This is a genomic window from Stenotrophomonas sp. NPDC077461, assembly GCF_049545475.1.
Classification (GTDB): domain Bacteria; phylum Pseudomonadota; class Gammaproteobacteria; order Xanthomonadales; family Xanthomonadaceae; genus Stenotrophomonas; species Stenotrophomonas nematodicola.
Genome location: NZ_JBMWDO010000012.1, coordinates 80723 through 92955, shown reverse-complemented (window position 1 = coordinate 92955; position 12233 = coordinate 80723). Strand labels below are relative to the sequence as shown.

Below are 12233 nucleotides of genomic sequence, written 5' to 3'. Positions count from 1 at the left end.
GCCGCTCCCGCCCTCGGGCGGGAACGGCACGCAGGTCTTACTTGCGCGCGCGCTTGGCCGGGGCCTTGCGGGCCACGGTCTTGGCAGCGCCGGCACGCTTGGCCGGGGCGGCCTTGCGGGCAGCGGTCTTCTTGGTCACGGCCTTCTTGGCGGTGGCGACCTTCTTGCCGACAACCTTCTTGGCGGCGGCGGTCTTCCTGCCGACAACCTTCTTGGCAGCGACGGTCTTCTTGCCGACGACCTTCTTGGCAGCCGCGGTCTTCTTGCCGACAACCTTCTTGGCAGCCGCGGTCTTCTTGCCGACAACCTTCTTGGCGGCCGCGGTCTTCCTGCCGACAACCTTCTTGGCAGCCGTGGTCTTCTTGCCGACAACCTTCTTGGCAGCCGTGGTCTTCTTGGCGACGGCCTTCTTGGCGGTGGCGACCTTCCTGGTCACGGCCTTCTTGGCGGCGACAGTCTTCTTGCCAGCCACCTTCTTGGCGGTCGCGGACTTCTTGGCGACAGCCTTCTTGGCGGTGGCGACCTTCTTGGTCACGGTCTTCTTGGCAGCGGCGGCCTTCTTGGTCACAGCCTTCTTGGCGGTGGTGGCCTTCTTGCCGGCAGCCTTGGTGGTCTTGGTCACGGCCTTTTCAGCGGCGACCTTCTTCTTGGCGACCTGCTTCTTCAGCGCGGCGGCCTCGGCCTTGGCGTTGCTCTTGGCGGTTTCCAGCTTCTTCTTGGCGGAGGCCAGGGTCTTGCCGACCGACTTGGCCGCCTTGTCGGCCTTCTTGGCGACGGTCTTCTCGGCCTTCTTGACGGCCTTCTTGACCTTGGCGACCTGGGTGGTCGCGGCCTTGCGGGCGCGCTTGACGGTCTTCTTCACCGACGCCACAGCATCTTCAGCGGTGGTGGCGATGGTCTCGCCCACTTTGCCGGCCACTTCTTTCACTTCTTCGACGCCCTGCGACAGGGTCGCGGTCACACCATTACCGTTGCTCATGATTGCCTCCTAAGGGGCCTGGTCAGTTAAATCGCTGGCGATGCTATACCGGCGCGGTCCATCGTGGAACGGTCTTGTCGCAGCCCGTGAGCCGCATCTGTGCTTGGCGCGCGGCCGACGCGGCAGCCCCTGCACCAGGTGGTGCACGGCAAACTGCTTGAAAACAGCTTCCGTGCTTGTGTCGACCGGTGCGGCAACCGTCGTTCCGTCGTCTGTCGAACGGGGTGGAGGCGGCGTGCATTTCCGCGTCGCGCATGATCGGTTCGTTGCCCCTTGCCTCCACAACTGCGCCGATTGCGAACACGAAACCGACCACGATGGGCGTGTCGGCAACCGGCGGCGGAGCCTCGGGAGGGTGGGGTGGAAGCATGCCGAGCGCGATCGACCGGCCGCCGATGCGACGGCGACGACACGGCCTCCGCGCGGGCCATCGCCACGGGGGGAGACGGGCTGTTGAAGGCAGCCTCCCCCGCTCCAGAACAGATCAACCGGCGTCGGGTGCGCGTTTTTTCATGGCGCGTTTAGCCGCGAGCGGACACACTCATTCAGCTTGCACTACCGTATAGCCGCCTTCCCGCCCTGCACCCTCGTTACGGAACCGCCGGACCATGCGACCGATCCCGACCCTGCTGACCCTTGCCCTCGCCGCCGCATTCGGTGGATTCGTCGCCACCGCCATCACCGCGCAGCTGGACAACCGCGCTGCCGCATCGCCTGCATCGCTGGCCATTCCGGCCACCGCCGCCCTGCCCGCAGCGGTAGCCGGCCAGCCGGTGCCCTCGCTGGCGCCGATGCTGGAGCGGGCGATGCCGGCGGTGGTGAGCGTCAACACCAAGCAGGTGGTCCGGGTGCGCAACCCGTACTTCAACGATCCGTTCTTCCGCCGCCTGTTCCCGGAAGTGCCGCAGGAACGCATCAACGAATCGCTCGGTTCGGGCGTGATCATCGATGCCGCCGAAGGCCTGGTGCTGACCAATCACCACGTCATCGACAACGCCGACGACGTGCAGGTCACCCTCGCCGACGGGCGCACGGTCAAAGCCGAGTTCATCGGTTCGGACCGGGATACCGACGTGGCACTGATCCGCATTCCGGCCGACAAGCTCACCGCCCTGCCGCTGGGCAACAGCGACCAGCTGCGCGTAGGCGACTTCGTGGTGGCCATCGGCAACCCGTTTGGCTTCAGCCAGACCGTCACTTCCGGCATCGTCTCGGCGGTGGGCCGCAGCGGCATTCGCGGGCTGGGCTACCAGAACTTCATCCAGACCGACGCATCGATCAACCCGGGCAACTCCGGCGGCGCGCTGGTCAACCTGCAGGGCCAGCTGGTGGGCATCAACACCGCCAGCTTCAACCCGCAGGGCAGCATGGCCGGCAACATCGGCCTGGGCCTGGCCATTCCCTCCAACCTGGCGCGCGACGTGGTGGACCAGTTGGTCAAGCACGGCGTAGTGGTGCGCGGCACCCTCGGCATCGAGGCACAGAACCTGACCCCGCAGATCGCCCAGGGCCTGGGCTTGACCGAAGTCCGCGGCGCGCTGGTGACCCGCGTGCTGGCCGGGTCCGGTGCGGCTGCCGCCGGCCTCAAGCCGGGCGATGTGGTGGTCGCCGCCAACGGCCAGCGCGTGGACAGCGCGCAGGCGCTGCACAACGTGGAAGGCCTGCAGCCGGTGGGCAGCACGCTCACGCTGGATCTGCGCCGCGACGGCAAAGCCCTGCAGCTCAAGGTGGCGCTGAAGGAACAGGCGCGCGCGGTCACGGGCGACACCCTCGACCCGCGGCTGGGCGGTGCCACCTTCGTCGACCTTCCCGAAACGCTGCGCCAGGCCGGCGTCAGCGGCGTGCTGGTCAGCGAGGTGAAGCGCGGCAGCCGCGCCGCCGCCTCCGGCCTGCAGCAGGGCGATGTGGTCACCGAGGCCACGGTGGGCGAGTTTGCCGACCTGGCCAGCTGGCGCGCCAACTTCCAGAACCGACCGCAGCAGCTGGTGCTGCGCATCGTGCGCGGCAACGTGCGCGGCGAGCTGGTGATGCGCTGAACGGGTCAGGATGCCGTAACGCCCCTTACACCCGCGCGGTGCTATTACCTTGTGTTCCTCGCCGTCCGGTTTCGTCCGCGGTCACCATCCCCCATCGCATACAGGAGATACACGATGAGCCCCACCAATACCGAGAACCTGAAGGAACACCTGGGTGAAGCCGGTTCGCACCTGAAGTCGGCGGCCACCGCCGCAGGCGGCGCGATCAAGGGCGCCACCGGTGCCGCCACCGACGAACTGCGCATCGGCAAGGCCAACGTCAAGGCCGAGCTGTCCGACACCGCGCTGTCGGGCCTGGCCGCCGCCGAGTTCGGCGGTGCCGCGGCCAAGGAGCAGGTCGATGCGCTGATGGACAAGGGCAAGGACCTGGTCGACAGCGCGGCCGAACTGATCCGTGAGCGTCCGCTGGCCTCCTTCGGCGTGGCCTTCGCGGCCGGCTGGATCATCGCCAAGCTGGCCCGCAGCGGCGGCGACAAGTAAGCGTCGGCGTGAGCGATCAAGCCCACACGGCCGCCAACGGTGGTGCGGATTCCCCGCCACCGGATGGCGGCGACACCGCACCCCGGCTCGATGAGAGCATCCGCCAGGTCGGCCAGGCCGGGCGCGCCACCGTGGACTCGGCCAAGCACACGCTGCGCTCGCTGCGGCGCTTGGCATCGGCCGATTTCGCCCTGGCGCGCAGTGCGTTCGGGCGGGCGTTGGCATGGAGCGGCGTGGCGATCGTGTTCGGTGCGTCGGCGTGGTTGCTGCTGGCCGGCACGCTGATCGCGCTGATGCAGCATTGGGGCCTGTCCTGGTTCCAGTCGCTGCTGATCACCTCGATCCTCAGCCTGGCCGTTACCGGCTATGCGATCTGGCGCGTGTCGTTCTTCTTCCGCCACACCGGCATGCATGCCACCCGCCGCCAGCTGTCGCGGCTGGGCCTGTACGACGAACCCACCGACGACGATCCCGATGCCCATGTGGGCAGGGCGGAGGGCACACCATGAATTTCGAAGCCCTGCGCCGCCGCGTCAAGCGCGCCGAACAGGTGGTGTCGATCCGGGTCGATGAGACCCAGTGCAACTGGTTCACCCTGAGCCAGGTCTGGCGCGCCGGGTGGACACCGTTGCGCATCATCACCGTGGGCCTCGCCGGCGGTTTCCTGGCCGGCAAGCTGGAGCCGGGCACCGCGAAGTTCCACGGCGCCCGGTGGCTGCAGATGATCGGCTCGGTGTCCAATCTGATGGCCAGCGCACAGGCGGCCTTCGCCTCGATGCAGGCCAGCGAAGCGGCCGATACCGCCGAGCAGGCAGCCGACAAGGTCGACGAGGCCGCCGACGACGTGGCCGCGCCTGCCGCCGCCACGCGCCCCACGTCGCCTCCACCGGCGCCACCGCGCCCGGCAGCCGCACCGTCCCAGCAACCGCAGCCCGCAGAAGCGGCCACGGATCTGTCCGAACGTTGAACCCGGCACGCCCTGCCGCACCGTGCGGCGGGGCCTCGCCTGGTCTGCACGGCCACAACACGCCGCGCGCACCCGCCCTGCCCAATAATGACGCTCCCTTCCTGCCTGCGACCTGCATGAGCGTCCCTGCCCCCCCTTCGCCCGATGCAGTCGCCGCGCTGCCACCGCCCCGTCCACGCGCCCCGATGTCGCTGGTGGTGCTGGCCACGCTGGCCGTCGGTTTCACCTTGTGGGCGGCGCAGGAGGTGATCCTGCCGGTGCTCCTGGCCATGTTCTTCGCGCTGGTCGGCAACCCGATCCTGCGCCTGCTGCAGAGGATCTGGATCCCGCGCTTTCTTGGCGCGGTCCTGGTGTTGGGGGTGGGCCTGAGCGGTGCGGCCGCGTTGGGCGTGCAGCTGGTGGGGCCGGCGATGGAATGGGCCGAGGAAGCCCCGCAACAGCTGCGCAAGGTGGCTCGACAGGTGCAGAACCTGACCAAGCCGGTGCAGCAGGCCAACCAGGCGGCGGAGAACTTCGCGCGCGTGGCCGGCGGTGAAGGCAACCGCCGCGTGCAGGTGGTGCGTACCCAGCTCGACGATCCCTACAAGGTACTGACCCTGGCGCCACGCCTGGCGGCCTCGGTGCTGGCGGTAGTGCTGCTGACACTGTTCTTCATGATCTACGGGCAAAGCCTGCAGAAGCACGCCATCGCCCTGTTTCCCAGCCGTCAGCAGCAACGGTTCACCACCGACATCCTGCGCTCGATCGAACGTGAGGTTTCGCGCTATGTGCTGACCATCACCGTGATCAATACGCTGGTCGGCCTGGTGTTCTCCGGCGTTCTGCTGCTGCTCGGGATCAGTCTGCAGGAAGCCCTGCTGTGGGGCACGGTGGCGGCGCTGCTCAACTTCGCGCCCTACGTGGGCCCGTTGATCGGCGTGGCACTGATGCTGCTGATGGGCTTTGTGGAGTTCAGCGATCCGTTCCAGGCGCTGCTGCCGGCGGCCGCCTATCTGGCCCTGCACACGGTCGAGGGCCAGGTGGTCACGCCGATCGTGCTGGGCCGGCGCATGGCGATTTCGCCGCTGATCCTGATCCTCGCGCTGATGGTGTTCGGCTGGCTCTGGGGCATGGTCGGATTGCTGTTGGCAGTACCGCTGCTGGTGTGCATCAAGCTGGTGCTGGCGCGGCTGGACGGCATGCAGGGCTGGGCGCGGCTGCTGGAATGAGCGTGTCATGCCACTGGCCACTCCCCCTGGACGCGGGTCGGCGTGACCTCAGCGTGCAGCCGGACGATGGCCACGCATCCGTTACCCGCGCCTGCCACCTGCGCTGAACGGCCGTTGCCCGCGCCTGCCCGGGTGCGCCATGAAAGCCCGCGCGGGCAGGCGTAGAATGGCGGGGTGAAATTCCCTGTCCTTGCCATCACCCTCGACCTCGACGATACGCTGTGGCCGTTCGCCCCGATCGGCGCCCGCATCGACCAGGTCCTGTACGACTGGATGCGTGAACACAGCCCCGCCACCGCCGCGATGTATCCGGTAGCGGCCATGCGGGAGCTGCGCGAGCGTTCTTTCCATGACAACCCACAGCTGCACCATGACCTGAGCGCGCTGCGCCGGCTGACCCTGCGCGAAGCGCTGGAGAACAGCGGTGCCGACCTTGCTCTGCTGGAGCCGGCCTATGAGGCCTTCTACGCCGCGCGCAACCAGGTGGAGTTCTACCCGGATGCCCTGGACGCGCTGGCCCGGATTGCCGCCAAGGTGCCGGTGGCCGCGCTCAGCAACGGCAATGCCGACCTGCAGCGCATCGGCCTGGCCCACCACTTCAGTTTCCAGCTCGGTTCACGCGAACATGGCGCGGCCAAGCCCGCGGCCAGCATCTTCCATGCCGCCTGCGACCGCCTGGGTGTGCCGCCGGCCCATGTGCTGCACGTGGGCGACCATGTGGACATGGACGTGGTCGGCGCGATGCAGGCCGGCCTGCGTGGCTGCTGGATCAACCGCGTCGAACACACCTGGAACCACCCTTCGCTGCAGCCCGACCTGCAGTTCGACACCCTGACCGGGCTGGCCGACTGGCTGGATGCAGACGCATCCGTCCCACACGCCTGACCCCGCCGCGAACGGAGCCCTCTTCCGCATGACCCCGATCAACGCTTTCACCCCCGATACCGCCCAGGCGCTGCCGCTGCATGTGATGAACCGCGAGCAGTTCGCCGCGTGGCGGGGGCAGCAGTCCCCGGCGCTGGTCGCCTGGCTCGACGCGCAGCACTTCAACGGCAGTGGCGGCAGCGTGGTGCTGCTGCCCGGCGAGCACGGTCTCGCCGGCGCGATCATCGGCGTCGGCGACGCGGGCGATGCCTACGCCTACGCGCACGCCCCCTTCGCCCTGCCCGAAGGCAGCGTGTGGCAACTGGCCGACGCGCTGCCGGCGGAGATCGAAACCCTGCTGCACCTTGGCTGGGGCCTGGGCAGTTACCGCTTCGCGCGCTACCGCACGCCGAACCGCGCACCGGCGCAGCTGGCCGCCACGCCCTCGGCCGAGGTGCGCGATGTGATCGCCGCCAGCCTGCGCGTGCGCGACTGGGTCAACACCCCCACCGAAGACATGGGCCCGCAGCAGCTGGAAGACGCCGCGCGCGAACTGGCCAGCGCACACGGTGCGCAGATCGAGGTGATCGCCGGCGATGCGCTGCTGGAGCAGAATTTCCCGTCCATCCACGCGGTCGGCCGCGCCTCGCACCGCGCGCCGCGCCTGATCGTGCTGCGCTGGGGCAACGCGGGCCAGCCGCACGTGGCGCTGGTCGGCAAGGGCGTGTGCTTCGACACTGGCGGGCTGGACATCAAGCCGGCCGACGGCATGCGCAACATGAAGAAGGACATGGGCGGCGCCGCGCACGCGCTGGGCCTGGCCGGGCTGATCATGGCGCAGGCATTGCCGGTGCAGCTGACCCTGCTGATCCCGGCGGTGGAAAACGCGATCGGCCCGGACGCGTTCCGCCCCGGCGAAGTGATCGCCACCCGCAAGGGGCTGAGCATCGAGATCGACAACACCGACGCCGAAGGCCGGGTGATCCTGGCCGATGCGCTGACCTACGCCAGCGAACAGCAGCCGGAGATCGTGCTCGATTTCGCCACCCTCACCGGTGCGGCACGCATCGCGCTGGGCCCGGACCTGCCGGCGCTCTTCAGCAACGATGACACCCTGGCCCAGCAATGGCTGCAGGCCGGTGAAAGCACCCGCGATCCGGTCTGGCGCATGCCGTTGTGGCGCCCGTACCTGCGCTACCTGCACAGCAACATCGCCGACCTGGCCAACGCCGGCTCGCGCATGGCCGGCTCGGTCACCGCCGCGCTGTACCTGGAGCGGTTCATCGCGGACGGGCAGAAATGGGCGCATCTGGATGTCTACGCCTGGAACGACGGCGAGCGCCCGGGCCGCCCGGCCGGTGGCGAAGCACTGGCGCTGCGCTCGGCATGGGCCATGCTCAAGGCCCGCTACGCGTAACCCGCGTAGAGCCGGGTTCTACCCGGCGGCCATTCGATGGGCATCGCGGGCGCTGATGCAAGCCGCGTAGAGCCGGGTTCCACCCGGCTGCCTTTCGTTGGGTATCGCGAGCACTGACGCAAGCCGCGTAGAGCCGGGTTCTACCCGGCTGCCTTTCGTTGGGTATCGCGGGGGCTGACGCAAGCCGCGTAGAGCCGGGTTCTACCCGGCTGCCTTTCGTTGGGTATCGCGAGCGCTGACGCAAGCCGGGTAGAACCCGGCTCTACGGGGTTGCCTTTCGTTGGGTATCACGGAGGCTGACGCAAGCCGCGTAGAGCCGGGTTCTACCCGGCTGCCTTTCGTTGGGTATCACGGGGGCTGACGCAAGCCGGGTAGAACCCGGCTCTACGGGGTTGCCTTTCGTTGGGTATCGCGGGGGCTGACGCAAGCCGGGTAGAACCCGGCTCTACGGGGTTGCCTTTCGTTGGGCATCGCGCGGACTGACGCAAGCCGGGTAGAACCCGGCTCTACGGGGCTGCCTTTCGTTGGGCATCGCGCGGACTGACGCAAGCCGGGTAGAACCCGGCTCTACGGGGCTGCCTTTCGTTGGATATCACGGGAGCTGACGCAAGCCGGGTAGAACCCGGCTCTACGGGGTTGCCGTTGGTTCGGCTTTATCTGGCTTGGCTATCTGCCGACGGATTCTTGTCGAAAATGTGAATATCGGCCGCGCGGCGGTTCTGACACCATGCAGGGGTCGCCACCCACACGTATCGTGAAGGCAGGAACCCGGACATGTCGCTATTCGGCTATACCCGCGCCGGCCAGGAGCCAGGCGCCCCCCGCCCGCCTTCGCCGCTGCTGTGGCTGGCACTGATCGCCCTGATCGCCGGTGTGCTGGTACTGGCGTTCGCCTGGCTGGCCGGCTGGATCGGGCGTGATCGCGCCACCGCGCAGGTCTTCACCGACAGCATCGAAGCCACCGGCCCACCGCATCCCGGCTTCCGCCGTGCGCATACCAAGGGCGTGTGCGTCAGCGGCAGTTTCCAGGGCACGCCGGAGGGTGCCGCGCTGAGTTCGGCACGGGTCTTCCGCCAGTCCCAGGTGCCGGTGCTGGGCCGCCTGTCGATCGGGGGCGGTGACCCGCATGGCGCCGACGCCAACGCGCGCGTGCGCAGCATGGCATTGCAGCTGGTCAGCGACGATGGTCAGGAATGGCGCACGGCAATGAACAGCTTCCCGTTCTTCGCCGTGCCAACCGCCGCCGCCTTCCTTGAACAGACCCGCGCGGGCATTCCCGATCCGGCCACCGGCAAACCTGACCCGGCGAAGATGGCCGCGGTGCTGGAAAAGTACCCGACGGCGCGCGCGTTCCAGCAGTGGGCCAAGACTGCCCCGTGGTCCAACAGCTGGGCCAATACCGACTACAACGGCGTCAACAGCTTCCGCTTCACCGCCGCCGATGGCAGCCACCGTTACGTGCGCTGGAGCATGCGCCCGCAGGCTCCGTTCGTGGCGATGACCGCCGAACAGCGCGCGCAGGCCGGTCTGGACTATCTGGCTGAGGAGTTCGGGCAGCGGCTGGCGCAGGGTCCGGTACGCTGGGACATGTGGGTGACAATCGCCGAGGACGGCGACCCGATCGATGATTCCTCGCAGGTGTGGCCCGCGCAGCGTCGCCAGGTGAAGGTGGGCACGCTCAGCCTGGTGGCGATGCAGCCGCAGGCCGAGGGCGCCTGCCGCGACCTCAATTACGATCCGTTGATCCTGCCCAGCGGCATTGCCGGATCGGACGACCCGATCCTGGCCGCACGGTCGGCGGTGTACTCGCAGTCCTTCAACCGCCGCGAGCGCGAAATCGCCAACGGCAAGGGTGCTGCCGCCACCGGCAGGGAGCGTGGGCAATGAAGCACGGCAACGGACACTTCAATCTCACCGCCCGCGTCCTGCACTGGCTGATGGCGGCGATGATCCTGACCATGCTGTTCGTCGGGGTGACGATGGTGGCCTCGCTGCAGTGGCGGCCGGCACTGATCGATCTGCACCGCCCGCTTGGCATCGCGATCCTCCTGCTGGCGGTGGTGCGCCTGGTCAACCGCCTGCGCCACCGTCCGCCACCGCTGCCGGCAGACCTGCCGGCGTGGCAGGCGGCCGCCGCCCATGCCTCGCACTGGGTGCTGTACGCGCTGATGCTGGCCATGCCGCTGATCGGCTGGGCGATGCTGTCGGCCGGCGGCTACCCGATCGTGATGTGGTCCGGGGTCCACCTGCCGGCAATCGTGCCGCACGACCCGGCGCTGTACGCCGCGCTGCGCAACGCGCACAGCCTGCTTGCGTACGTATTGTTCGCCACAGTGGTGGCGCATCTGTCAGCCGCGTTGTTCCACTTGTGGGTGCGCCGCGACGGCGTGTTCCAGGCAATGTCGAAGGGCCGGTAGTGCCGGCCGGGTGCCGGTCGGCCCTGCCTACAGCCAGCCTTTCTGGCGTGCCAGCCGATAGGCCTCGATGCGGTTGGCCACGCCCAGCTTGCCGATGCACTCGGAGAGGTAGTTGCGCACGGTACCGTGCGACAGCCCCAGCTGCGTGGCGATCTCGCTGGCCGAGCGGCCGTCGCCGGACAGGCGCAGCACCTGGCGCTCGCGGTCGTTGAGCGGGTCGGCCTGCGACCACGCATCCAGGGCCAGCTGCGGGTCGATCGCGCGGCCGCCGCGCTGGACCTGGCGCAGTGCATCGGCCAGGTGGTCGGCAGGTGCATCCTTGAGCAGGTAGCCGTACACACCGGCATCCAGCGCGCGGCGCAGGAAGCCCGAGCGGGCGAAGGTAGTGACGATCACCACCTTGACCGGCAGCGCATGGCGGGCGATGCGCTGGGCCAGTTCCAGGCCGGACAGGCCCGGCATCTCGATGTCGGTGACCAGCACGTCCGGGGTGAACCGCTGCACCATCCGCCACGCTTCCTCGCCATCAGCCGCGCTGCCCAGCACCTCGATGTCGGCTTCCAGCCCGAGCAGCGCCGACAGCGCGCCCCGCACCATCGCCTGGTCTTCGGCCAGTACGATGCGGATCATGGCGCACCTCCCGCCGACAGCGGCGTCGGCCCGGCAGGCGTGGCCGGCAGCGCGGCGACGGCGGTGGTGGCCGCCGGCAGCGCGATCCGGACCGAGAGGCAAGTCCCCTCACCGCGTACCGACTGCAGGTGCAGCGTGCCACGCAGCGCCGCCACGCGTTCGCGCATGCCACTGAGGCCGTTGCCATCGGACTGCACGCCGCCGCGGCCATCGTCTCTGATCTGCATCAGCAAGCTGCGGCCGTCCTCCTCGAAGTGCACCCAGGCCTGATGCGCCTGCGCATGCCGGGCGATGTTGGTGGCCGCCTCGCGCAGCACCAGCGACAGCGCGCGCTCGATTTCCACCGGCATCGGCGGCGGCGGTGTGTAGTGCAGGTGCACGTGCTGGCACTCCAGCAGCAGCCGTGCCGAGGCGAGCTCGGCGGCCAGGTCACTGGCACGGATGCCGGTGACCGCGCTGCGCACTTCGGCCAATGCCTGGCGGGCAATCGCCTCGGCTTCGGCGACCTCGCGGCGCGATGCGTCCGGATCGCGGTCGAACAGCTTGCGCGAGAGTTCCAGCTTCAGGGTAATCAACGACAGCGTGTGGCCAAGCAGGTCGTGCAGATCGCGACCGATCCGCTCGCGCTCGGCGGTGGCGGCCAGCCGCCGCACTTCCTCCTGCGACAGCTGCAGGGCCGCGTCACGTTCCTTGTTGAGGCTCTCGACGTTGATGATGATGCCGATGATCAACGCCATCGACGGAATCCACACCACCAGTTGCCATTGATACCCCACCCACAGCGCAATGCCGACGAACAGCGCGTTGAGTGCCAGCAGCTGCAGCAGATAGCGCCACAGGCCGCCGTCCCGGCAGGTGCGCAACATCACGCAACCAAAGATGAAATAACTGATGCCGGACGGGTACCACGGCAGCAGCGCCAGCCCCATCGTCACCATCGCCAGCGCATAGCGCGGGCCGTGGTGGCGCGGAGCGAGCAGCAACCGGCCGTACAACGCCAGGAACACCGGATAGGTCAGCAGCGTCAGCCAGAACCACCGCCAGGAGTAGCCGCTGCCGAAGATCGGGGTGAAGAACACCCAGCCGGTCCACAGCAGATGCACCGCGTCGGCCCAGGCCGGTTTGCCGCGGCGCAGGTTGTCGGCCACCGACGAGTCCGGCGCAGGCCGCAGCAGCGTAGCGATCCAGCGCGATGTCACGGGCGGTTCCAGGAGACGAGGGTCAGGCGCGATCAT

At 68.5% G+C, this 12233-nt stretch carries 12 protein-coding genes; 9 read left to right on the top strand and 3 right to left on the bottom strand.

The genetic code is table 11. From position 1 onward, the window contains the following. Positions 1-37: 37 nt before the first annotated feature. The gene (locus ACPEH8_RS17755; RefSeq protein WP_017355210.1) at positions 38-979 is read right to left on the bottom strand and encodes a histone; all 942 of its coding nucleotides are present in this window, start codon (positions 977-979) and stop codon (positions 38-40) included. 608 nt (positions 980-1587) lie between these two features. On the opposite strand from ACPEH8_RS17755, the gene ACPEH8_RS17750 reads away from it, so the two are divergent. From ACPEH8_RS17750 to ACPEH8_RS17710, 9 genes are all read left to right on the top strand, one after another. Continuing rightward, on the top strand, positions 1588-3015 hold the full coding sequence (locus tag ACPEH8_RS17750) for a Do family serine endopeptidase (protein WP_017355211.1): 1428 nt from the start codon (positions 1588-1590) through the stop codon (positions 3013-3015). Between the two features lie 114 nt (positions 3016-3129). Further along, on the top strand, positions 3130-3495 hold the full coding sequence (locus ACPEH8_RS17745) for a hypothetical protein (RefSeq protein WP_017355212.1): 366 nt from the start codon (positions 3130-3132) through the stop codon (positions 3493-3495). 8 nt (positions 3496-3503) lie between these two features. Then, a complete protein-coding gene (locus ACPEH8_RS17740) occupies positions 3504-4004 on the top strand; it encodes a phage holin family protein (RefSeq protein WP_017355213.1) in 501 nt (166 codons plus the stop codon). Then, the gene (locus ACPEH8_RS17735) at positions 4001-4462 is read left to right on the top strand and encodes a hypothetical protein (RefSeq protein WP_017355214.1); all 462 of its coding nucleotides are present in this window, start codon (positions 4001-4003) and stop codon (positions 4460-4462) included. Before ACPEH8_RS17740 ends, ACPEH8_RS17735 begins: the two co-directional genes overlap by 4 nt. 116 nt (positions 4463-4578) lie before the next feature. Continuing rightward, entirely contained in the window at positions 4579-5670 is a 1092-nt protein-coding gene (locus ACPEH8_RS17730; RefSeq protein ID WP_017355215.1) for an AI-2E family transporter, read from the top strand. A gap of 174 nt (positions 5671-5844) precedes the next feature. Further along, positions 5845-6555, top strand: a complete 711-nt coding sequence (locus ACPEH8_RS17725; RefSeq protein WP_017355216.1) for an HAD family hydrolase — start codon at positions 5845-5847, stop codon at positions 6553-6555. A gap of 28 nt (positions 6556-6583) precedes the next feature. Then, positions 6584-7951: a leucyl aminopeptidase family protein gene (locus ACPEH8_RS17720; protein ID WP_017355217.1), complete on the top strand. Its 1368-nt coding sequence runs from the start codon at positions 6584-6586 to the stop codon at positions 7949-7951. A gap of 774 nt (positions 7952-8725) precedes the next feature. After that, entirely contained in the window at positions 8726-9838 is a 1113-nt protein-coding gene (locus tag ACPEH8_RS17715; RefSeq protein ID WP_423667684.1) for a catalase family peroxidase, read from the top strand. After that, positions 9835-10368 (top strand): cytochrome b, encoded by a 534-nt coding sequence (locus tag ACPEH8_RS17710; RefSeq protein WP_262071723.1) that lies wholly within the window; start codon positions 9835-9837, stop codon positions 10366-10368. The genes ACPEH8_RS17715 and ACPEH8_RS17710 overlap by 4 nt, the downstream gene beginning before the upstream one ends. Positions 10369-10395: 27 nt before the next feature. Here the strand turns inward: ACPEH8_RS17710 and ACPEH8_RS17705 are convergent, their stop codons facing one another. Further along, complete coding sequence (locus ACPEH8_RS17705; protein WP_017357033.1) at positions 10396-10998, bottom strand: response regulator transcription factor; 603 nt, start codon at positions 10996-10998, stop codon at positions 10396-10398. After that, entirely contained in the window at positions 10995-12233 is a 1239-nt protein-coding gene (locus ACPEH8_RS17700; protein ID WP_153165433.1) for a sensor histidine kinase, read from the bottom strand. The genes ACPEH8_RS17705 and ACPEH8_RS17700 overlap by 4 nt, the downstream gene beginning before the upstream one ends.